At 66.9% G+C, this 21,469-nt stretch carries 17 protein-coding genes; all 17 read right to left on the reverse strand.

Going from position 1 to position 21,469, the window contains the following annotated elements:
• Positions 1-185 precede the first annotated feature (185 nt).
• The 17 genes from VER16_RS06140 to rpsB all read right to left on the reverse strand — a co-directional run bounded on the left by VER16_RS06140 (position 186) and on the right by rpsB (position 21,468).
• Complete coding sequence (locus tag VER16_RS06140) at positions 186-1,145, reverse strand: acetyl-CoA carboxylase carboxyltransferase subunit alpha (protein WP_150454919.1); 960 nt, start codon at positions 1,143-1,145, stop codon at positions 186-188.
• Positions 1,146-1,278: 133 nt separating this feature from the next.
• Complete coding sequence (dnaE, locus tag VER16_RS06145) at positions 1,279-4,881, reverse strand: DNA polymerase III subunit alpha (protein ID WP_324806328.1); 3,603 nt, start codon at positions 4,879-4,881, stop codon at positions 1,279-1,281.
• A 196-nt stretch (positions 4,882-5,077) separates the two neighbouring features.
• Positions 5,078-5,749 (reverse strand): ribonuclease HII, encoded by a 672-nt coding sequence (locus VER16_RS06150; RefSeq protein ID WP_324806329.1) that lies wholly within the window; start codon positions 5,747-5,749, stop codon positions 5,078-5,080.
• Positions 5,746-6,948, reverse strand: coding sequence for a lipid-A-disaccharide synthase (lpxB, locus tag VER16_RS06155; protein ID WP_414716027.1), 1,203 nt, complete (start codon positions 6,946-6,948; stop codon positions 5,746-5,748). Before lpxB ends, VER16_RS06150 begins: the two co-directional genes overlap by 4 nt.
• A gap of 53 nt (positions 6,949-7,001) precedes the next feature.
• The gene (lpxA, locus tag VER16_RS06160) at positions 7,002-7,793 is read right to left on the reverse strand and encodes an acyl-ACP--UDP-N-acetylglucosamine O-acyltransferase (RefSeq protein ID WP_324806330.1); all 792 of its coding nucleotides are present in this window, start codon (positions 7,791-7,793) and stop codon (positions 7,002-7,004) included.
• Positions 7,794-7,809: 16 nt separating this feature from the next.
• On the reverse strand, positions 7,810-8,268 hold the full coding sequence (gene fabZ, locus VER16_RS06165) for a 3-hydroxyacyl-ACP dehydratase FabZ (protein ID WP_008265823.1): 459 nt from the start codon (positions 8,266-8,268) through the stop codon (positions 7,810-7,812).
• Positions 8,265-9,287: a UDP-3-O-(3-hydroxymyristoyl)glucosamine N-acyltransferase gene (gene lpxD / locus VER16_RS06170; RefSeq protein WP_324806333.1), complete on the reverse strand. Its 1,023-nt coding sequence runs from the start codon at positions 9,285-9,287 to the stop codon at positions 8,265-8,267. The genes fabZ and lpxD overlap by 4 nt, the downstream gene beginning before the upstream one ends.
• A 396-nt stretch (positions 9,288-9,683) precedes the next feature.
• Positions 9,684-12,107, reverse strand: a complete 2,424-nt coding sequence (gene bamA, locus VER16_RS06175) for an outer membrane protein assembly factor BamA (protein ID WP_324806335.1) — start codon at positions 12,105-12,107, stop codon at positions 9,684-9,686.
• Positions 12,108-12,181: 74 nt separating this feature from the next.
• A complete protein-coding gene (rseP, locus tag VER16_RS06180; RefSeq protein ID WP_324806337.1) occupies positions 12,182-13,540 on the reverse strand; it encodes an RIP metalloprotease RseP in 1,359 nt (452 codons plus the stop codon).
• Between the two features lie 55 nt (positions 13,541-13,595).
• Complete coding sequence (locus tag VER16_RS06185; RefSeq protein ID WP_324806339.1) at positions 13,596-14,786, reverse strand: 1-deoxy-D-xylulose-5-phosphate reductoisomerase; 1,191 nt, start codon at positions 14,784-14,786, stop codon at positions 13,596-13,598.
• Between the two features lie 2 nt (positions 14,787-14,788).
• A complete protein-coding gene (locus tag VER16_RS06190) occupies positions 14,789-15,625 on the reverse strand; it encodes a phosphatidate cytidylyltransferase (protein WP_324806341.1) in 837 nt (278 codons plus the stop codon).
• Positions 15,622-16,389 carry a polyprenyl diphosphate synthase gene (gene uppS / locus VER16_RS06195; protein ID WP_324806343.1) on the reverse strand — a complete coding sequence of 256 codons (768 nt, stop codon included), beginning with the start codon at positions 16,387-16,389 and terminating at the stop codon, positions 15,622-15,624. The genes VER16_RS06190 and uppS overlap by 4 nt, the downstream gene beginning before the upstream one ends.
• Before the next feature lie 5 nt (positions 16,390-16,394).
• Positions 16,395-16,949 carry a ribosome recycling factor gene (gene frr / locus VER16_RS06200; RefSeq protein WP_008265041.1) on the reverse strand — a complete coding sequence of 185 codons (555 nt, stop codon included), beginning with the start codon at positions 16,947-16,949 and terminating at the stop codon, positions 16,395-16,397.
• A 97-nt stretch (positions 16,950-17,046) separates the two neighbouring features.
• A complete protein-coding gene (gene pyrH, locus VER16_RS06205) occupies positions 17,047-17,775 on the reverse strand; it encodes a UMP kinase (RefSeq protein WP_079221256.1) in 729 nt (242 codons plus the stop codon).
• A 119-nt stretch (positions 17,776-17,894) separates the two neighbouring features.
• Positions 17,895-19,433 (reverse strand): GGDEF domain-containing protein, encoded by a 1,539-nt coding sequence (locus tag VER16_RS06210; RefSeq protein ID WP_324806346.1) that lies wholly within the window; start codon positions 19,431-19,433, stop codon positions 17,895-17,897.
• Positions 19,434-19,671: 238 nt separating this feature from the next.
• Positions 19,672-20,547, reverse strand: a complete 876-nt coding sequence (tsf, locus tag VER16_RS06215) for a translation elongation factor Ts (RefSeq protein ID WP_324806348.1) — start codon at positions 20,545-20,547, stop codon at positions 19,672-19,674.
• Positions 20,548-20,673: 126 nt separating this feature from the next.
• A complete protein-coding gene (gene rpsB / locus VER16_RS06220) occupies positions 20,674-21,468 on the reverse strand; it encodes a 30S ribosomal protein S2 (protein WP_324806350.1) in 795 nt (264 codons plus the stop codon).
• Between the last annotated feature and the right edge of the window lies 1 nt (position 21,469).

Here is a 21,469-nt window from a genome sequence, read left to right on the forward strand (position 1 = left end):
GACTCGTCTGTCGGCTCGACTCCGCAGATGCTTGCTTGACGGTCCCTCCACCCTGGCTCCTACATACCTCGTGGGAGCCGGGGGGAACATACAAGCTTGCTCGACTGCTGTGAGGATCAGTCGAGCAAGCTCGACTCTACACAGACAGGCAACGCGGCCCGTCAGGCCGCGTCGCACCGGGCCGCTCAGGCGGCTTCGTAGGTGCCGTAGCTGCGCAGGCGGGTGTAGCGCTGTTCCAGCAGCTGTTCGGTGGACAGCTTGTCCAGCGCTTCCAGCTCGTTCAGCAGCACGGCCTTCAGGCGCTTGCCCATCTGGGTCGGGTTGCGGTGGGCGCCACCGGTCGGTTCGCGCACGACCTTGTCGACCAGGCCCAGGCTCTTCAGGCGCGGGGCGGTCAGGCCCAGCTGTTCGGCGGCGTCCTTGGCCTTGCCGGCGTCCTTCCACAGGATCGAGGCGCAGCCTTCCGGGGTGATGGTCGAATACACCGCGTATTCCAGCATCACGGTGCGGTCGCCCACGCCCAGCGCCAGCGCGCCGCCGGAACCGCCTTCACCGATGACGGTGCAGATGATCGGCACCTTCAGCTCGGCCATCTCCATCAGGTTGCGGGCGATCGCTTCGGACTGCCCGCGCGATTCGGCGTCGATGCCCGGCCAGGCGCCGGCGGTGTCGATCAGGGTCAGCACCGGCAGGCCGAAACGCTCTGCCATCTTCATCAGGCGCAGGGCCTTGCGGTAGCCCTCCGGCTTGGGCATGCCGAAGTTGCGCTTGATCTTTTCCTTGGTGTCGCGGCCCTTCTGGTGGCCGATCACCATCACCGAACGGCCGTTGATGCGGGCCAGGCCACCCATGATGGCCTTGTCGTCGGCGAAGGCGCGGTCACCGGCCAGTTCCTGGAACTCATCGAAGATGATGCGCAGGTAATCGGCGGTGTACGGGCGCGACGGGTGGCGGGCCAGCTGCAGCACCTGCCACGAGGTCAGGTTGCGGAAGATCTGCGCGGTGCGCAGGCGCAGCTTGTCCTGCAGGGCGTGAACCTCGGCCTCGACATTGACCGCCGGTCCGGCACTGGCGTTGCGCAGCTCCTGGATCTTGGCTTCCAGGTCGGCGATGGGTTGCTCGAAGTCGAGGTAGTTCGGATTCATCGGAAGCCGTCGTGTAAAGAAGAGGGGAATTCTAGCCGAATGCGCAGCAAGGGCCCGTACGCCTTCGTCTGGAAGGCGACGGTACCCCAGCCGGGCAGGGGGCGCCAGCCAGACCGGGTGTGGGCCGCTGGGGTCAGTTGGCCCACGGCGGGCTGTAGCGCACCTTCAGCGTGCGCACGGCGGGGTCGGCGCGCAGCGCCTCCATCAGCTTGGAGTCGATGCGTACCGCGCTCTGCCCGGACACATCAAGCATGCCCGCCACGCCGCCCTGCGGGCCCTTCAGCAACAGGTCCAGGCGCAGTGGCGTGCGGCCGGGGCGATGGCGGTCGAGCACGGCGTTCACGCGCTCCCAGACCGGGCGCTGCTGGCGCAGGTCCAGGCGCAGCGACAGGCGCGTGGCGTAGTTGGCGCAGACCTCGTCGAAGTCCCAGCACTGGCGGATGCGCAGCGCATAGCCACCGTTGAACTCGTCCTCACGCAGGCCGCCCTTGACCACCAGGATGCGGTCCTTGGTCATCAGGTGGCCGAACTCGGCCATGGCATCGGAGAACGCGCTGCACTCGACGCGGCCGCGGCCGTCTTCGAGCTGGATGAAGATCTGGCTTTCGCCCTTGCGGCGCACGCCGACTACCTGGCCGGCCAGCACGGTCGGTACTTCCGGGCGCCAGCGCTTTTCGCCGCCGCCACCGCCACCGCCACCGCCGCTGCTGCTGGAACTCCAGATCTTTTCCACCGAGCCCAGATCGTTGCCGACCAGATCGCGCACGTCGTCACGCCACGGGTCGAACGGATGGCCGCTGAGATAGAACCCCAGCGTGTCGCGCTCGCCGTTCAAGCGCTGCAGCAGCGGCCATTCCTCGGCCTCGGCAAGGTCCAGCTGGATGGTCACCGCGCTGGGGTCGGGGCCGCCGAACAGCGAGTTCTGACCGGAGGCACGCTCGCGCGCCATCTGGTCGGTGGCCTTGATTACTTCCGGCAGCTGCAGCATCAGCGAGGCGCGGTTGTGGCCCAGTTCGTCCAGCGCACCGCAGTTGATCATCGCTTCCAGTGTGCGCCGGTTGAGCTTGGCCGAACCGACGCGGGTGCAGAAGTCGAGCAGGTCCTTGTAGTCGCCGCCCTTCAGGCGCTCGTCCACCACCGCTTCGCAGGCACCCTGGCCGACGCCCTTGATCGCGCCCAGGCCGTACTGGATGGTGTCCGGGGTGACCGCTTCGAACATGAAGGCAGAGTGGTTCACCTTCGGCGGCAGCACGGTCAGGCCGAGGTTGCGCACCTCGTCCAGGAAGCCGACCACCTTCTCGGTGTTGTCCAGGTCCGAAGACAGCGTGGCCGCCATGAACTCCGCCGGATAATGGCGCTTGAGCCAGGCGGTCTGGTAGCTGACCAGCGCATAGGCAGCGGCGTGCGACTTGTTGAAGCCGTAGCCGGCGAACTTCTCCATCAGGTCGAAGATCGCATCGGCCTTGGCTTCGTCGACGCCGTCCTTGGCCGCGCCCTCGCGGAAGATCTCGCGGTGCTTGGCCATTTCGGCCGGCACCTTCTTGCCCATCGCACGGCGCAGCAGGTCGGCGCCACCCAGCGAGTAGCCGCCGACGATCTGCGCCATCTGCATCACCTGCTCCTGGTACACCATGATGCCGTAGGTGTCTTTCAGGATCGCTTCGGTGCGCGGATCGGGGTAGATGATTTCTTCCTGGCCGTGCTTACGCGCGTTGAAGGAGGGAATCAGGTCCATCGGGCCGGGGCGGTACAGCGACACCAGCGCGATGAGATCTTCGAAGCGGTCGGGCCGCGCGTCCTTCAGCAGGCGGCGCATGCCCGAGGATTCAAACTGGAACACCGCACCGGTATTGCCGTTGGCGAAGATGTCCTTGTAGGTGGGCGCATCGTCCAGCGGAATGGCAGCGATATCCACCGGCGGAATGCCGGCGCGCTCGTGGCGCTTGTTGATGGCCTTCACCGCCCAGTCGATGATCGTGAGCGTGCGCAGGCCGAGGAAGTCGAACTTCACCAGTCCGACTTCTTCCACGTCGTTCTTGTCGAACTGGGTGACCGGGTTCTTGCCCAGGCCGTTTTCATCGTGTTCGGCGTACAGCGGGCAGAACTCGCTCAGCGGCTCGGGCCCGATCACCACGCCACCGGCGTGCTTGCCGGCGTTGCGGGTCAGGTCTTCCAGCTGCAGCGCCAGGTCGATCAGGTCGCGGACATCGTCCTCGGTCTCGTAGCGTTGGATCAGTTCGGCCGAGGCCATTTCCGAGCCGGGGCCTTCCTTGCCCTTGCCCAGCGCATCCTTCAGGTGAATGCCCAGGATGTTGGGGATCAGCTTGGAAACGCCGTCCACCAGACCGTACGGGAAACCCAGCACGCGACCGGAGTCGCGCACCACCGCCTTGGCCGCCATGGTGCCGTAGGTGATGATCTGGCTGACGCGTTCGCGGCCGTACTTGCGCGCCACGTAGTCGATCACCTCGTCGCGGCGGTCCATGCAGAAGTCGATGTCGAAGTCGGGCATCGACACGCGTTCCGGGTTGAGGAAGCGCTCGAACAGCAGGTTGTACGGCAGCGGGTCCAGATCGGTGATCTTCAGCGCCCACGCCACCAGCGAACCGGCACCCGAACCGCGGCCCGGGCCGATCGGGATGCCTTGGTTCTTGCCCCACTGGATGAAGTCGGCAACGATCAGGAAGTAACCCGGGAAGCCCATCTTGATGATGGTGTTGAGCTCGAACTCCAGGCGCTCGAAATACTCTTCGCGGGTCTTGCCCGGCGCCAGCGGATTCTTCTCCAGGCGCTCTTCCAGGCCGTCGCGCGACATCTTCTGGATCCAGGTGTCCAGGGTCTCGTCGTCGGGCACCGGGTAGTTGGGCAGGAAGTAGGTGCCCAGCCGCATCTCGATGTTGCAGCGCTCGGCCAGCGCCAGCGTGTTGTCGATCGCATCGGGGATGTCGGCGAACAGCGCGCACATCTCCTCGGCCGATTTCAGGTACTGCTGGTCGCTGTACTCGCGCGGGCGCTTTGGGTCGTCCAGCACGCGGCCGGTGGAAATGCACACGCGCGCTTCGTGCGCGCTGAAATCGGTCGGCGCCAGGAAGCGCACATCGTTGCTGGCCACCACCGGCAGGCCGCGCTGGCCGGCGGCCATCAGGGCGAAGCGGTTGAAGGTTTCCTCGCCTTCGCGGCCGGTACGGGTCAGTTCCAGATGCAGGCCATCGCCGAACGCGCGCTGCCAGTCGGCCAGCTGCTGCTCGGCCAGGTCGTGCTTGCCGTCCAGCGCCAGGCGGCCGGCCAGGCTGTCACGGCCGGCGAGGGCGAACAGGTTGGCGTTGCCCGCCTTCAGCCAGTCCGGGTGGATGGCCACGCCGCCTTCCGGGCGGTGGCCTTCCATCCAGGCGCGGGTCAGCAGCCGCGACAGGCTCAGGTAGCCCTCGCGGTCGCGGCACAGCAGGGTCATCCGCCACGGGTCCTGGCCTTCCTCGGCGATCATCACGTCGGCGCCGGCAATGGGCTTGATGCCCACGCCTTCGGCGGCCTTGTAGAACTTGACCAGGGCGAACAGATTGTTGAGGTCGGTCACCGCCAGCGCAGGCAGGCCGAGTTCGACCGAGCGCGACAGCAGGTTGGCCTGCTTGGCCTTCTTCGGGTCCGCCTGGTCCGGTTTGGCCGGCACGCGGATGGTCGAGTCCGCCAGCGAGAACTCGGTGTGGACGTGGAGATGTACGAAGCGGGCGTTGGACATGCGGGACCAGTTTGGAGCGCGCTGGCCCCGGGTGCTGACGGGGGAATCGTCGCCGGGGTCGGGAAGCGCTGGAGTGCCCGGTCAGGGTAGCGAGGGCAGGGGGTGGCGACAAGGCTTGACGGTACGGGATTGCGCGATTGCCGCCGGTGCGTTCACGCGTTCATCGTAGCGCCGGGCCATGCCCGGCGGCCGTTGTTCAGGCGATCGCGATGTCGGCCGCCACAACCTGCGGCACTTCCAGGCATTCGCGAACCGGGGCGAAGCTGCGGCGGTGCTCGTCGCAGGGGCCGTGCGCGCGCAGTGCGGCCAGGTGGGCCGGGGTGCCGTAGCCCTTGTGCTGGTCGAAACCATACTGCGGGTGCCGCGCGTGCAGGTCCTGCATGTAACGGTCGCGCGAGACCTTGGCCAGGATCGAGGCGGCCATGATCGCGCGGTCGATGCCATCACCGCCGACCAGCGCCTGTGCCGGCAGCACCAGGCCCTTGGGCACGACGTTGCCATCGATGCGGGCGAAGCCGGCCACGTGGGACACCGCAGCCACTACATCGCGCATGCCCTGCAGGGTGGCCTGGTAGATGTTCAGGCGATCAATGGCGTTCACGTCCACCAGCACCACCTTCCAGGCCAGCGCCCGTTCGATGATGCGGTCGTGCAGCTGCTCGCGGCGCGCCGCAGTCAACTGCTTGGAATCGTCCAGGCCGTTGATGCGTGGCCGCGCCGGGTCGAACACCACGGCGGCCACGGCCACTGGCCCGGCCAGCGGGCCGCGTCCGGCTTCGTCCACGCCCGCCACCAGGCGCTCGGGCTCGACCACGGCCGCACCGTCGAACAGGGCCAGGCTGGCCGCAGCGGCGGCGCGGCGGCTCATGCGGCGTCCTGGTTGCGCACCAGCAGCTCGCCCACCGCGTCGGCAGCACGGGCCGAGGCATTGCGGCGCAGGCGTTCGTGCAGGCGCTCGTAGGTGCCCTGCAGGTCGGCGCTGCGCTGCGGGTGGTCGAACCACTGCTGGATGGCCGCCGCCAGCTTGTCCGGCGTGCAGTCGTGCTGCATCAGCTCCGGTGCCAGATCCTGCGCGGCGAGGATGTTGGGCAGGGCGAAACGATCGACCTTGATCAACCCCAGCGCCTTGACCAGCCGGTAGGTCAGTTCGTTGACCCGGTAACCGACCACCATCGGCCGCTTCACCAGCATGGCTTCCAGGGTGGCCGTGCCGGAGGCCAGCACCACCACGTCGGCGGCGATCATCGCGGTGCGGGCCTGGCCGTCGAGGACATGCGAGTACGCCACCGGCAGTGCCGAGCGTGACAGCTGTTCCTCGATCAGGCGGCGGCAGGCGGCATTGGCTGCCGGTACCACCACGTGCAGGCCGGGGATGCGCTCGGAGACCTGCCAGGCGGCCTCGAAGAACGGTTCGCCCAGGCGCGAGATCTCGCCCAGGCGGCTGCCGGGCAGCACCGCCAGCACCTTGGCAGAAGCCGGCAGGCCGAGCGCGGCGCGGGCTGCGTCGCGGTCACCGTGCAGCGGAATGTCATCGGCCATCGGGTGGCCGACAAACCGCGCATCAATGCCGTGTTTGGCATAGATGGGCGGTTCCATCGGGAACAGGCACAGCACCAGGTCGGCACTGCTGCCGATCTTCTCGGCGCGCTTCTCGCGCCAGGCCCACACCGAGGGGCTGACGTAATGCACGGTGGGAATGCCGCGCTGCTTCAGCCAGCGCTCGATGCCCAGGTTGAAATCCGGGGCGTCGATGCCGATGAACACGTCCGGCTGCCAGGCCAGCGCACGCTCGCGGAACGCCGAACGCAGCTTCAGCAGGCGCGGCAGATGGCGCAGGACTTCGGTCAGCCCCATCACCGCCAGCTCGCTGGCATCGTGCCAGGTCTGGCAGCCCGCCGTGCGCATGGCATCGCCGCCGATGCCGGCGAACTCGGCATGCGGGAAGCGGGCCTTCAGTTCACGTACCAGGCCTGCACCGAGCAGGTCGCCGGAGGCTTCGCCGGCCACCAGCGCGATCCGCAGCGGGCGCTCGCTGAGCACCCGCTGCGCCGGCACGCTGCCGGCCATCGAGGCCAGCGGGATGACGGCGGCGCCGGCCGGCGCCTGGCCGGTCGTGCTGCTCATCGCAGCAGGTGCCTCTCGGTATGCTCGATGAAGTCGAGCATGGCGCGGACGTCATCGCTGGCCTGCGCCTGCTCGGCCAGCTGCTGCTTGGCTTCGGCCAGCGGCAGGCCGGCCACGTACAGGGTGCGGTAGGCACGCTTGATGGCGGTGATGCGCTCGGCATCGAAGCCACGGCGCTTGAGGCCTTCGCTGTTGATGCCGCGCGGGCGGCCCAGCGAATCGGTGCCGACCATGGTGAACGGCGGAACGTCGCCATTGGTCAGCGCGCCCATGCCAAGGAACGCGTGGGCACCGATGCGGCAGAACTGGTGGGCACCGGCGAAGCCGCTGATGATCACGTAGTCGCCGACGGTGACATGCCCGGCCAGCGTGGTGTTGTTGGAGAAGACGCAGAAGTTGCCCACGTGGCAGTCGTGGGCCACGTGCGTGTACGCCAGCATCCAGTTGTCGTTGCCGATGGTGGTGATGCCACCGCCGCCGCCGGTGCCACGGTTGAGGGTGACGAATTCGCGGAACACGTTGCGGTCGCCAATCACCAGCTCGGTACGTTCACCGGCGAACTTCTTGTCCTGCGGCTCGCCGCCGACGGCGACATGGCCGATGAAACGGTTGTCGCGGCCGATCCGGGTCGGGCCGTGGATGCTGCAGTGCGGACCGACCTCGGTGCCGGCGCCGATCTCGACGTCCGGACCGATGATCGTGAACGCGCCCACGCGGACGTCGTCGGCCAGTCGTGCCGACGGATCGATCACCGCGCTGGGATGGATCAGGGGAGCGTTGCCAGTCATTGCTGCCTCCAGTGGATCAGCCCTTGGCGCCGGCACACATGACTTCGGCCGAGGCAACGACTTCACCGTTGACCTTGGCTTCGCCGTAGTACCAGCCCATGTTGCGGATCAGCCGCTTCATCTGCACGTCCAGCATCAACACATCGCCGGGCACCACCTGCTTGTTGAAGCGGGCGTTTTCCACCTTGACCATGTAGAACAGCTTGGACTGCGAATCACGGCCCAGGGTGAGCTGGGTCATCACGCCACCGGCCTGGGCCAGGGCTTCGATGATCAGCACGCCCGGCATGATCGGCCGGCCGGGGAAATGGCCCTGGAAGAAGGGCTCGTTGATGCTGACGTTCTTCTGCGCCAGGATGCGCTTGGCCTCGATGTCGAGTTCAAGCACCCGGTCCACCAGCAGGAACGGGTAACGGTGCGGGAGCAGTTCCTGGATCTGGCAGACGTCGATCGGAAGCTGCAGCGTGTCGTTCATTCTTTCTCCTTGCCAGCGGCGAGGACGCGGCGAGCCAATGCGTCCAGCTGCTTGAAGCGCGCGGCGTTCTTGCGCCACGTGCGGTTGTCGGTCAACGGGGTGCCGGACGAATACTCGCCCGGCTCATGGATGGAATTGCGGACCACCGATTTGCCGGTGATCACGACCTTGTCGCAGATTTCGAGGTGGCCGACCACGCCGACGTGGCCGCCCAGCAGGCAGTAGCGGCCGATCTTGGCGCTGCCGGCGATGCCGGTGCAGCCGGCGATGGCCGAGTGGGCGCCGATCTGTACGTTGTGGGCGATCTGCACCAGGTTGTCCAGGCGCACGTCTTCGGCCAGCACGGTGTCTTCCAGCGCGCCGCGGTCAACGCAGGTGTTGGCGCCGATCTCGCAGTCATCGCCGATGCGTACGCCACCGAGCTGCGGCACCTTGATCCACTTGCCGGCGTCCATTGCCAGACCGAAGCCATCGGCGCCGAGCACGGCACCGGGGTGCACGCGTACGCGCTTGCCAAGCTTCACGCGGGTGACCAGGGTCACCCGGGCGATCAGTTCACAGCCGCTGTCCAGGGTGCAGTCCTCGCCGATGATGCTGCCGGCGCCGATGATGCAGTTCTCACCGACCACGCTGCGCGCACCGATGGTGACGAACGGGCCGATGTGGGCGCTGGCGGCCACCTGGGCCTGCGGGTCGATGACCGCGCTGGGGTGGATGCCCGGCGGGCGGGTCGGGGCGATGTCGAACAGTGCGCCGATCTTGGCAAAGGTGGTGTAGGGATCCTTGGCGACCAGGGCGGTGCCGGGCGCGGCTTCGGCGTCTTCGGCACGCAGTACCACGATCCCGGCCTGGCTGTCGGCCAGCTGGGCGCGGTAGCGCGGGTTGGCAAGGAAGGTCAGCTGGCCGGCACCGGCATGGGCGAGGGTCGCCACGCCACCGATGGCGGTGGTGGGGTCGCCATGGACCTGCAGGCCGAACTGATCGGCGAGTTGCTGGGCGGTGTAGGTAGGAGTATTCACGGCGGGAGTTTAACGTGTGGAGCCAATCCGGTCATGCGGCGCGGTTCCACGGCGTCTATCTGCTAACGGGCAGAGGCGGCGGGGCGCCCTGGTCAGGACACGCAAAATCCCCTCCATGGTGCTCGATGGCGCCATCCATGGCGCCAACGGTCCTGCCCAGGGCGCCCCGCCGCCTCTGAACATATCCCTGCGGGCGGCCAGCATTAGAAGCCATGGAGCGGAGCCATGCTCGGCTCACCGCATGTGAACGCGGTAACGAAAACGAAAACGCCGGGCAATGCCCGGCGCTTCGTAACCCGTCTGGTGGAGAGCCCCCCTTTGTTAAGGGGGGCGCGCCAGCGGCGCGGGGGATAGGTGGAATGCGGGGGCAGTTCTGGTGAACCGCCACGCGGTTCGTCAGAACTGCCCGCCGAACGTGAACTGCAGACGCTCGATTTCGTCGCCGTCTTCCTTCTTCAGCGGGAACGCATAGCTGATCGAGATCGGGCCGACCGGGGCGCGCCACAGCAGGGCCACACCGGTGGACACACGCAGTTCGTTGGCCTTGAAGTTCTTGGTGCCGTTGTACACGTTGCCGAAGTCGACGAAGGCCGACACGCGGGCCGACGGGCTGTCGAACAGGCGCGGGAAGTAGGCTTCCACCGAACCGACGGTCTTTACTGAACCACCCAGCGGCTGGCCGTTGGAGTAGCCACCAACAGCTTCCGAGCGCGGACCCAGGGTGTTGTCCTCGAAGCCACGCACCGAATTGGTACCACCGGCATAGAAGTTCTCGTAGAACGGCAGGCCCGTGGCGGTCACCGTCTTCACGTAATCCGAGGAGCTCGGGTTGCAGTCGACGGTCTGGGTCGGGTTCGGGTTGTCGGTGGTCGGCGCGGTGTAGCAGAGGTCGCGGGTGTAATCCTTGCCATAGCTGTCGCCGTAGCCGATTTCCGCGCGGGTGTTGATCACCAGCGAAGGCATGATCGGCCAGTACTTGCTGATCTGGTAGTTCAGCTTGTAGTACTCGACGGTCGAACCGGGCAGGGTGGTCTCCAGGCCGATGCGCTGGTAGGTACCGTTGGTCGGCATGAAGTAGTCGTTGCGCGAATCCCGTGCCCAGCCCAGCTCGGTGCGCCAGGCGTGGAAGGTGCGCGTGCCGATGGCATTGATGTAATCGATGATCGCCTGCGGGGTCGAGCCCGAATACGTCGTGATCTGGTTGCTGTCGATGCCGAACATCAGCGAGACGCTGTCGGTCTCGGTCAGCGGCACGCCGAATACCACCTGCGCCGAACCATTGGTGCTGTTGTACTGCGCGGTGTTGAAGTCGGAGTAATCCAGTTCACGCCAGGACAGGTTGTAGCCCAGCGAGACGCCGTCATCGGTGAAGTACGGGTTGGTGTAGCTGAAGCCGTAGCGCTGCAGGTAGCTGCTGCGCGAGGCTTCGACCGACACGCGGTTGCCGCCGCCGAGGAAGTTGTTCTGCGACAGCTGCACCGAGGTGGTCATGCCGTAGGACTGCGAGTAGCCCAGGCCGAACACGAAGCTGCCCGACGTGGTTTCCTTGACGTTGTAGACCACGTCGACCTGGTCGTTGCTGCCGCTGACCGGCGGGGTTTCAACGTCCACCGACTCGAAGTAGCCCAGGCGCTGCAGGCGCACCTTGGAACGATCGATGGCGGCCTGCGAGTACCAGCTGTTCTCGAACTGGCGCATTTCGCGACGCATCACTTCGTCGGAGGTGCGCGTGTTGCCCTTGAAGATGATCCGGCGCACCGATACGCGCGGGCCGGGGACGACCTGCATGTTCACCGCGACGGTCTGCTCGGCACGGTTGGTGGTCGGGATCGGGTTCACCTTGGCGAAGGCGTAGCCGATGTTGGACAGCGAATTGGTGATCGCGTCGGAGCTGAACTCCAGCAGGCCACGCGAGAAGGTGTCGCCGGCCTTCTGCACGACCATGCGCTCGACATCTTCCTGCGGAAGGATGGTGTCGCCGCTGACCTTGATCTCGGAGATCTTGTACTGGTTGCCCTCGGTCACGCCGGCCGTCACGAACATGTCGCGCTTGTCCGGGCTGATCGAGACCTGGGTGGAGTCGATGCTGAAGTCGACGTAGCCGCGGTTCAGGTACCAGGAATTGAGCTTTTCCAGATCGCCGGACAGCTTTTCCTTGGAGTACTGGTCATCGCGGCGGTACCACGACGCCCAGTTGTGCTCCTTCGATTCCCAGGTTTCCAGGATGTCCGCGCTGTCGTACTTCTCGGTGCCGACCAGGTTGACGTGACGGATCTTGGCCGCCTTGCCTTCCTTGATGGCGATGGCGATGTCCACGCGGTTACGGTCCAGCGGGCTCACCGTGGGGGTGATTTCCACGTTGTACTTGCCGCGGTCGTTGTACTGGCGGCGCAGTTCCTGGGTCACGCGGTCCAGGCTCAGCCGGTCGAACGTGCCGCCCTCGGTCAGGCCGATGTCGGACAGGCCCTTGAGCAGCTGGTCGGACTTGATGTCCTTGTTGCCGGTGACGGTCAGCTTGTTGATCGCCGGGCGTTCCTTGACGGTGACCACCAGGATGCTGCCCTGGCGGTCCAGCTGCACGTCTTCGAAGAAGCCGGTCTTGTAGAGCGCGCGGATGGTCTCGCCGACCTTGCTGTCGGTGACCGTCTCGCCACGTTCCACCGGCAGGTAGGTGAACACCGTACCGGAGCTGATGCGCTGCAGGCCGTCGACGCGGATGTCGCTGACAGTGAAGGGCTCGGCTGCCTGGGCCAGGGCGGGAGCGCCGGTGACGGCGGCGAGGGCGAGGGCCAGCAGGCGGCGATTGGGGAGTCGCGTCATGTCACGTCCGGTAGGAAGGTCGATTTCAGTGGTACGGGATGCCGGCGCTGTAGACGCCAAATGCGTGGAAAAGTTCATCGCGTGGCCAGGCCGAGGATGTCGTTGTAGAACGCCAGACCCATCAACCCGGCCAGCAACGCCAGGCCGATGTACTGACCTGCGGCGATGGCACGCTCGCTCAGCGGGCTGCCCTTGACCAACTCGATAAGGTAATACAGCAGGTGCCCGCCGTCCAAGATGGGAATGGGCAGCAGGTTGATGATGCACAGGCTCAGCGAGAGCAGGGCCAGGAACTGCAGGAACCAGTCGAGGCCGCGCTTGGCCGAAACATTGGCCACGCGGGCAATGGTGACCGGGCCGGAGACGTTCTGCAGCGAGGCCTTGCCGGTGACGATGCGGGCCATCATGCCCAGCGAATCGGCGGCCAGGCGGCCGGTTTCGCGCACGGCCACGGTGACCGCGTCCAGCGGGCCGTAGCGCATCAGGGTGTCGTAGGCGGGGCTGTAGGTGCCGGAGAAGCCGATACCGATCTGCCAGACCGGCTTGCCCTGGCCATCCTTGCCCTGGCGCGGGGTTACTTCCAGCGCCAGGCGCTCGCCGCCGCGCATCACTTCGATCATGCCCGGCCCGCCGCGGCGGCCCAGGTCCTGGATCTGTGCTCCGACCTGGTCGGCACCGTCGATGCGCTGGCCGTCGATGGCGACGATCAGGTCGCCGGGCTGCAGCAGGCCGGCCACGGCCGAATCGGCGGTCAGGCTGTCCACCTGTGCCGGCTGCAGCCACGCCTGCCACTGCAGGCCGGCCAGGCTCGGCACGCGGCGTTCATCGAAACCGGCCGGCAGCTGCGACAGGGGCAGGGTGCGCGTGTGCACCTGGTCGCTGCCGTCCAGCACTTCAAGGGTGACGTCGCGCCGATCCATCGCTGCAGCGGTCAGGGCCATGCTGGCATCGCCCAGGGTGACCACCTCGCGGTCGTCCACGCGCAGCATGCGGTCGCCCCCGGCCAGGCCGGCGCTGGCGGCGATGCCGGTGGTACGGCCGATGGTGGCCGAATAGTCCTGCTTGCCGATCACGAACATCGCCCACAGCAGCAGGATGCACAACAGGAGGTTGGCGACCGGGCCGGCGGCGACGATCGCAATGCGCTGCCAGACTGTCTTGTGATTGAAGGCCTGCCCGCGCTCATGCGGGTGCACCTCGACCTCGCGCTCGTCGAGGAACTTCACATAGCCGCCCAGCGGCAGGGCGGCGATGGCGAACTCGGTGCCGTGCCTGTCGCGGCGCGACCACAGGGTACGGCCGAAGCCGACCGAGAAGCGCAGCACCTTGACCCCACACAGGCGCCCGACCCAGTAATGCCCGAACTCGTGGAAGGTGACCAGCAGCCCGAGGCTGACGATCATCCACCAGACCGATCCGATGAAGTCAGTCATGCAGGCTCACGGCGGTGGGCGAAGGCGGTGGCGTCATGCGGTAAGGGCGTGGCGTTCAGGCGGCGTCGATGGCGGTGAGGGTCAGTTGGCGGGCCCGCTGGTCGGCGGACAACAGGCCGTCCAGTGTATCGGCTGCTTCGGTCGGCAGTGTTGAAAGAGCGTTAGCAACCAGCGCCGGAATGCTCAGGAAACCGATTCGGCCCTGAAGAAACGCTGAAACGGCCTCTTCATTGGCCGCGTTCAGCACCGCCGGGGCGGTGCCGCCGGCCTGCATGGCCTGCCAGGCCAGTGCCAGGCACGGGAATGCGTCGGTGTCGGGGGCTTCAAAATCGAGCCGGCCCTGGGCCAGCAGGTCCAGCCCGGACACGCCCGATTCGATGCGCCGCGGCCAGCCCAGGCCAACGGCCAGGGTGGTGCGCATGTCCGGCAGGCCCAGCTGGGCCAGGGTCGAGCCGTCAACGAACTCGACCAGCGAATGGACCAGGCTCTGCGGGTGGACCAGCACCTCGATGCGCTCGCCGGGCACCTTGAACAGGTGGTGCGCTTCGATCACTTCCAGGCCCTTGTTCATCAACGTCGCCGAATCGACCGAGATCTTCGGTCCCATGGACCACTTCGGGTGGGCAACGGCCTGGGCCGGGGTCACCTGCTCCAGTTCGGCCCGGCGGCGGCCACGGAACGGGCCACCGGAGGCGGTCAGCAGGATCCGGCGCACGCCGGCCCCGTCCAGGCTGGCATCGCGCGAGCGCAGGCACTGGAAGATCGCGCTGTGTTCGCTGTCGATGGGGATGATTTCGGCGCCGGCGCGTTCGGCGGTGCGGGTCAGCAGCTCGCCAGCCAGTACCAGCGATTCCTTGTTGGCCAGCAGGATGCGCTTGCCAGCGGCGGCCGCTGCCAAGGTCGAGGACAGGCCGGCGGCACCGACGATGGCCGCCACCACGGTGTCACAGACGTCGCTGGCGGCCAGCTGGTCCAGCGCGGCGGCACCGGCATGGGCCTCGGTGGCCAGGCCGGCGTCGCGCAGGCCGTCGCGCAGTTCGGCGTACAGGCTGTCATCGGCGATGACGGCATGGGCGGGGCGATGCTGGCGGCACAGCGCCAGCAGGGCCTGCACCTGGCGGCCGGCGGCCAGCACAGTGGCCTGGTAGCGCTGCGGGTGGCGTGCGATCACGTCCAGCGTGGAGGCGCCAATCGAGCCGGTGGCGCCGAATACGGCGACCCGGCGCAGGTCTGCAACAGCGTCCATGGTCAGAATCCGAAGATTTCCTTGCCCAGCGCGAACACCGGCAGGGCAGCCAGCACACCGTCGACGCGGTCCAGCACGCCGCCGTGGCCAGGAATGAGGTGACCGGAGTCCTTGGCGCCGGCGTGGCGCTTGATCAGGCTCTCGTACAGGTCGCCCAGCACCGACGCGAACACGGCCACCACCGAGGTGACCAGCAGACCCGGCAGGTGCGCAACGTCCAAGCCGGCCAGCCAGCCCAGGCCGACGGCCACGGCGACGCCGGCCAGCAGGCCGCCGAACAGGCCTTCCCAGGTCTTGTTGGGGCTGATGCGCGGGGCCAGCTTGTGCCTGCCGAAGTGGCGGCCGGCGAAATAGGCGCCCGAATCGGCAGCCCACACCAGCGCCAGCGCGGCCAGCAGCCACAGATGGCCCTGTTCGCCCGGCGGATCTCCGCCGGCGTGGATGAGCACCAGCGAGGCCCAGGCGGGGACGATGGCCAGGGTGCCGGCCAACAGCTTGAGGATGCGGGCGGGACTGCCCGGCTGCGCGCCGAAGGTGAAGAAGCGCAGCCAGACCAGTGCCGCCAGCCACCAGGCCACACCCACCAGCGTGGCGATCTGGAAGAGCACCAGCGAACTGCCGTCGGCCCACACCATCAGCACCATCAGCAGCAGGTTCAGCACCAGCAGCACGGTACGGGCCAGGGTGTCTTCGATGCCGGCCAGTTTCAGCCATTCCCACAGGCCGATCAGGAACACGGCGGCGGCAGCCGCAGCCAGCCACTGGGTGGGCAGCAGCAGGATCGCGGCAATGGCCACCGGCGCCATGATCAGCGCGGCGAGGACTCGGGTTTTGGTCATGGGCTGGGCGTCTCGGTGGCCAGGGCGGCGATCTGGGCGCTGGTCAGGCCGAAGCGGCGTTCACGACTGGCGTAGGCGTCCAGCGCCTGCTGCAGCTGCCCGGAATCGAAGTCCGGCCACAGTGCCTCGGTGAACCACAGTTCGGTATATGCCAGCTGCCACAGCAGGAAGTTGCTGATACGGGTATCGCCACCGGTGCGGATGAACAGGTCCGGCGGCGGCAGGTCGGCCAGGGCCACCTGGCGGCCCAGCAGCGATTCGTCGATCTGCTCGGGCAGCAGGCGGCCGGCGGCCACTTCCGCAGCCAGCACACGGGCGGCGCGGGCGATGTCCTGGCGTCCACCGTAGCTGGCGGCGATCGACAGGGTCAGGGTGGTGTTGTCGGCGGTGCGCTGTTCGGCCAGCTGCATGCGGCTGACCAGCCCGGCGCCGAAGCGCTCGCGCTCGCCGATGAAGCGCACGCGTACGCCGCGGCGGTGCAGCTCGTCCACTTCACGGTCGAGGGCACCCAGGAACAGCTTCATCAAGGCATCGACTTCTTCCTGCGGACGGCCCCAGTTCTCGCTGGAAAACGCAAACAGGGTCAACGCCGGAATGCCCAGTTCAAGGCAACGGTCGATGGTGCGGTTGACCGCGCGCGCGCCGGCACGGTGGCCGATCACGCGCGGGCGGCGGCGCTGCTGTGCCCAGCGCCCGTTGCCATCCATGATGATGGCGACGTGGCGGGGCAGGGCGGCCGGCAACGGAGGCGGGACTGAAGGCATCGACTTCAGACCGACAACAGTTCCTTTTCCTTCTCGGCGACGACCTTGTCGACGTCCTTGATGCTGCCATCGGTCAGCTTCTGGATATCGTCTTCGCCGCGCTTCTTCTCGTCTTCGCTGATGGCCTTGTCCTTGACCAGCTTGGCGATTTCCTTGTTGGCATCCTGGCGGATGTTGCGCACGGCGATCTTGGCGCCTTCGCCTTCCTTCTGCACCTGCTTGACCAGCTCCTTGCGGCGCTCTTCGGTCGGCGGCGGCATGTTGATGCGGATCGCGGCGCCCAGCGTGTTCGGAGTGAACTCGTGGTTGTACAGGCCCTTCTCGATTTCCTTGATCATGCTCTTGTCGAAGGGCGTGACCAGCAGCGAGTGGGCATCGGCGTTGGAGATCGACGCGACCTGGTTCAGCGGGGTGCTGGCGTTGCCGTAGGCATTGACCGTGACGCGGTCCAGCAGGGCGGGAGTGGCACGCCCGGTGCGGATCGAGGTGAGGGTGTGCTTCAGAGCGTCGATGCTCTTGGCCATGCGCGTCTGCGCGTTGTTCTTGATGTCGTTGAGCATCGCCCGGGTCCTGGATGTAACTGGAATCGGGCGATTATAGGCGAATACGGGACGCTGCCGGGCCTGAATCGGCCCGGAGCACGCCTGGCGCTCAGGCTCAGGCCGGGTCGCGGCCCTGGACCAGGGTGCCGATGTTGGCGCCGCCGAGGATCTTCAGCAGCTCGCCCGGCTGGCCCATGTCGAACACACGCATCGGCAGGTCGCTGTCACGGGCCAGGGCGAAGGCCGCCGTGTCCATCACTTCCAGGCCGCGACGGATCACTTCGTCGTAGCTCAGGCTGTCGAAGCGGACCGCATCGCTGTGCTTGTTCGGGTCCTTGTCGTACACGCCATCGACCTTGGTGGCCTTCAGCAGCAGGTCCGCGCCGATTTCGATCGCGCGCAGGGCAGCGCCCGAATCGGTGGTGAAGAACGGGCTGCCGACGCCGGCGGCGAAGATCACCAGGCGGCCCTTTTCCAGATGGCGGATGGCGCGGCGACGGATGTAGTCCTCGCACACGTCGTTGATCTTGATGGCGCTCATCACCCGGGCCTTGGCGCCGAGCTTCTCCAGCGCGTCCTGCATGGCCAGGGCGTTGATGACCGTGGCCAGCATGCCCATCTGGTCGCCGGTGACGCGGTCCATGCCGCCCGCCGCCAGGCCGGCGCCGCGGAAGATGTTGCCGCCGCCGATCACCAGCGCCACTTCGGCGCCCGCCTGCTGGGCCTCGATCACTTCACGGGCCAGGCGGTTGATGATCTTCGGGTCGATGCCATAGTCCTCATCTCCCATCAGCGCCTCCCCGGACAGTTTCAGAAGGATGCGGCGATAGGCGAGCTTGGACATGGGGACCTCGTGAGCGTGGAAATCGCGGGGGATTCTACGCGCATGCGGCGCGCGGCCAAAGCATTTTGTGCACTGCGGCGCAGAAGACCGCACCGCCCCGTTCAGCCGGGGCGGCCGCTTCAGCCCAGTTCCGCGCCGGCGGTGGCGGACAGCTCATCATGCCCCAGTTCGCCGGGGGAGCGCGCGATGACGCGGTTGCGGCCCAGGTTCTTGGAGCGGTACAGCACGTCATCGGCGGCACGCAGCAGGTCCTGCACGCCGGCAAAGCGCTCGTAGCCGCCCTGGGTGGCCACGCCGGCGGAGAAGGTCACAAACAGCGGCCCGCTCTCCAGCTCGACCATCGGCGTGGAGACGATGTTGGCCAGTACCCGGCGGATCACGTCCAGGGCGACCGCTTCGCTGGTATTGGGCAGCAGCGCCACGAATTCCTCGCCACCGAAGCGGGCCACGGTATCGCTGTTGCGCAGCTGGCCCTGCAGCTTGCCGGCAAACGCGCGCAGCACTTCGTCGCCGGTCAGGTGGCCATGGGCGTCGTTGATCTTCTTGAAGTCGTCCAGATCGATGAAGGCCACCGACAGTGGCCAGCCCTGCCGGCCGGCGCGCAGGAACTCCTGCTCCAGCACCGTTTCCAGCTGGCGGCGGTTGAGCACGCCGGTCAGCGCATCGCGGTGGGCCTGGTCGGCCAGGCGCTTGGCGCGTGCTTCGAATTCGTCGGCGCGGCGGCGCGCCTGCTCGGCATCCTGCATCTCGCGCAGGTTGCGCAGGGTAGTCAGCTCCTGCGCGTGGTCGATCAGTTCGCGCACCCGAGAGGGCGAGCTGAGGCCGGTCTCGAACAGGCTGGCGATGTCAGGCAGGGCGTCACTGATGCGGGCCAGGACCTGGTCGAAGCGGGCGCTGTCCATCTGCAGGCGGTCGTGCACCTGCTGCAGGGCGCGTTCGCGGGCGCTGTCGGCATCCTCGTCCAGCCAGATGTCGGCCACGGCGCCGGACAGCTGCACGCAGGCCTGGAACGGGTTGTCGCTGCTGGGTTCGGATTCGCTCAGGCGGATGCCGTCCACGAGGTAGCGCGGCAGCCCCCACTGTTCGGCCACCCAGGCGCCTACGTCGGCGTGGGTGCAGCCCAGTTCCTCGCGCTCGCGGGCCAGCAGGTCCAGGTTGTCACCGGCTTCGCGCAGCAGCGGCAGGTAGCGTTCCGATTCGGCCTGGGCCAGGCACAGCACGCCCATGTCCTGCAGCAGGCCGGCCAGCATCAGTTCTTCCAAGCGGCGCAGGCCGCGGGCATGGCCCAGCTGGCTGGCGGCCAGGGCACTGAGGATGCTGCGTTTCCAGGCGCGCTGGCGCAGGTCGTGGTCGGCGCCACTGCCGCCGGTCAGGCCCTGGGTGACGGTGAAGCCCAGCGCCAGGCTGATCGTGGCATTGAGCCCGAGCATGGTCAGGGCCTGGCCAAGGTTCTCGATGCGGCGCCGGCTGGCATACAGCGGCGAGTTGGCGATGCGCAGCATGCGAGCGCTCAGCGCCATGTCGATGGCGATGATGTCGGCGGCGGTGGCGATGTCCGCTTCCGGGTCCTGGGCCAGTTCGATGATGCGCAGGGCAATACCGGGAGGCGAGGGCAGGTTGCGGCACAGCGCCAGGGCAGCAGTCAGCTCAGGAGGCATGTCGGATCGTTCAATTCCATTAGGACAAGAATACCTAGGAATGCATCACAGTCTGCGACTTCTGTTCCTGTTATGTGATTGCGTATTCCCCTGTGCCGAGTATCGGCTTGAATCGCCGATAACGCAAAGTCTGGTTTTGCCGGGGGCGGGTGTGCACACCCGCAGGCCTGCAGGCAAAAAAAAAGAGCCGCGGTTTCCCGCGGCTCCTTCTGGTCGTTTCGCAGCCGGTGGGCTGGAATCAGACCTGCATCGCCTTGGCGACTTCGGCGGCGTAGTCTTCAACCACCTTTTCGATGCCTTCGCCCACGATCAGCAGCTGGAAGCCAGCCACGTCGGCGCCGGCGGCCTTGACCACCTGCTCGACGGTGGTGTCGCCCAGCACGTAGGTCTGGCCGTACAGGGTCACTTCGCTGACGATCTTGTTGATCTTGCCGCTGATGATCTTTTCCAGGATGTCGGCCGGCTTGGACTTGTCCTTCTCGGACATCTTGGCCAGTTCGATTTCCTTTTCCTTTTCCACGAACTCGGCCGGCACATCGGCGGCCTTGTTGTGCGGCGGCTTCAGCGCAGCCACGTGCATGGCCAGGCCGCGAGCCAGCTCGACGTCGCCGCCGATCAGGTCAACCAGCACGCCGACCTTGCCGTTGGTGTGCACGTAGGCACCGACGTTGCCGGTGGTGTCGACCTTGACCAGGCGACGGATCTGGATGTTTTCACCCAGCTTCTGGATCGCGGTGGCGCGGGCTTCTTCGACGGTTTCGCCGGAGGCCAGCTTGGCGGTCTTCAGGGCTTCGGCGTCAGCAGCGCCCGATGCCAGGGCGGCAGCGGCGACGGCGTCGACGAAGGTCTTGAAGTTGACGTCGTTGGCAACGAAGTCGGTTTCCGAGTTGATCTCGACCAGCACGGCCTTGCCGCCGTCCTGGGCCAGGCCCAGACGACCTTCGGCGGCCACGCGGTCAGCCTTCTTGTCGGCCTTGGCGGCGCCCGACTTGCGCAGGGCTTCAGCAGCGGCGTTGATGTCGCCGCCGGCTTCGGTCAGCGCCTTCTTGCATTCCATCATGCCGGCGCCGGTGCGCTCGCGCAGTTCCTTGACCAGGGAAGCAGTGATTTCCACGGGATTTCCTCACGAAAGAAAGGGGTTGGGCCGGCATGGTGGCCGGCCCGTGTGACACGGTCCTGTCACGCGCCAAGGGCTGCGCGCAGGGAGGGTGGACGCCGGGCGTCCACCCCGGGGCCTGGATCAGGCCTGGGCGTCGTCGCCCTTCTTGGCAGCCTTCTTCGCCGGAGCGCGGCGGGCGGCCTTGTCTTCGCCTTCAGCAGCAGCGGCGTCGGCGAACTCTTCTTCACGCACCGAAGCAGCGTGCGGAGCAGCAGCCTTGCCTTCCAGCACGGCGTCGGCAGCGGCGCGGGCGTACAGCTGCACAGCGCGGATGGCGTCGTCGTTGCCCGGGATCGCGTAGTCGACCAGTTCCGGGTTGTAGTTGGTGTCGACCACGGCGATGACCGGGATGCCCAGCTTCTTGGCTTCCTTGATCGCGATGTCTTCGTGGCCGATGTCGATCACGAAGATGGCGTCCGGCAGACGGTTCATGTCCTTGATGCCGCCCAGCGAGGCTTCCAGCTTGTCGCGCTCGCGACGCAGGCCCAGCACTTCGTGCTTGACCAGCTTCTCGAAGGTGCCGTCGGTTTCACCGGCTTCCAGTTCCTTCAGGCGGGCAACCGACTGCTTGACGGTACGGAAGTTGGTCAGGGTGCCGCCCAGCCAGCGCTGGTTCATGAACGGCATGCCGCAACGCTCGGCTTCTTCGCGGATGGTTTCGCGGGCGCTGCGCTTGGTGCCCAGGAACAGGACGGTGCCGCGCTTCTGGGCAACCGACGAGATGAAGTTCATCGCATCGTTGAACAGCGGGACGGTCTTTTCCAGGTTGATGATGTGGATCTTGCCGCGGGCGCCGAAGATGTACGGAGCCATCTTGGGGTTCCAGTAGCGGGTCTGGTGGCCGAAGTGGACGCCGGCTTCCAGCATCTGACGCATG

The sequence above is a fragment of the Stenotrophomonas sp. genome, assembly GCF_035634915.1.
In the GTDB taxonomy this organism is placed as follows: Bacteria; Pseudomonadota; Gammaproteobacteria; order Xanthomonadales; family Xanthomonadaceae; genus Stenotrophomonas.

What these genes read in the sequence shown, in the direction of transcription:
- VER16_RS06140 (WP_150454919.1), bottom strand. Translation starts at nt 1,145, where the DNA reads ATGAATCCGAACTACCTCGACTTCGAGCAACCCATCGCCGACCTGGAA.
- dnaE (WP_324806328.1), bottom strand. Translation starts at nt 4,881, where the DNA reads ATGTCCAACGCCCGCTTCGTACATCTCCACGTCCACACCGAGTTCTCG.
- VER16_RS06150 (WP_324806329.1), bottom strand. Translation starts at nt 5,749, where the DNA reads ATGAGCCGCCGCGCCGCCGCTGCGGCCAGCCTGGCCCTGTTCGACGGT.
- lpxB (WP_414716027.1), bottom strand. Translation starts at nt 6,948, where the DNA reads ATGGCCGGCAGCGTGCCGGCGCAGCGGGTGCTCAGCGAGCGCCCGCTG.
- lpxA (WP_324806330.1), bottom strand. Translation starts at nt 7,793, where the DNA reads ATGACTGGCAACGCTCCCCTGATCCATCCCAGCGCGGTGATCGATCCG.
- fabZ (WP_008265823.1), bottom strand. Translation starts at nt 8,268, where the DNA reads ATGAACGACACGCTGCAGCTTCCGATCGACGTCTGCCAGATCCAGGAA.
- bamA (WP_324806335.1), bottom strand. Translation starts at nt 12,107, where the DNA reads ATGACGCGACTCCCCAATCGCCGCCTGCTGGCCCTCGCCCTCGCCGCC.
- rseP (WP_324806337.1), bottom strand. Translation starts at nt 13,540, where the DNA reads ATGACTGACTTCATCGGATCGGTCTGGTGGATGATCGTCAGCCTCGGG.
- VER16_RS06185 (WP_324806339.1), bottom strand. Translation starts at nt 14,786, where the DNA reads ATGGACGCTGTTGCAGACCTGCGCCGGGTCGCCGTATTCGGCGCCACC.
- VER16_RS06190 (WP_324806341.1), bottom strand. Translation starts at nt 15,625, where the DNA reads ATGACCAAAACCCGAGTCCTCGCCGCGCTGATCATGGCGCCGGTGGCC.
- uppS (WP_324806343.1), bottom strand. Translation starts at nt 16,389, where the DNA reads ATGCCTTCAGTCCCGCCTCCGTTGCCGGCCGCCCTGCCCCGCCACGTC.
- frr (WP_008265041.1), bottom strand. Translation starts at nt 16,949, where the DNA reads ATGCTCAACGACATCAAGAACAACGCGCAGACGCGCATGGCCAAGAGC.
- pyrH (WP_079221256.1), bottom strand. Translation starts at nt 17,775, where the DNA reads ATGTCCAAGCTCGCCTATCGCCGCATCCTTCTGAAACTGTCCGGGGAG.
- VER16_RS06210 (WP_324806346.1), bottom strand. Translation starts at nt 19,433, where the DNA reads ATGCCTCCTGAGCTGACTGCTGCCCTGGCGCTGTGCCGCAACCTGCCC.
- rpsB (WP_324806350.1), bottom strand. Translation starts at nt 21,468, where the DNA reads ATGCGTCAGATGCTGGAAGCCGGCGTCCACTTCGGCCACCAGACCCGC.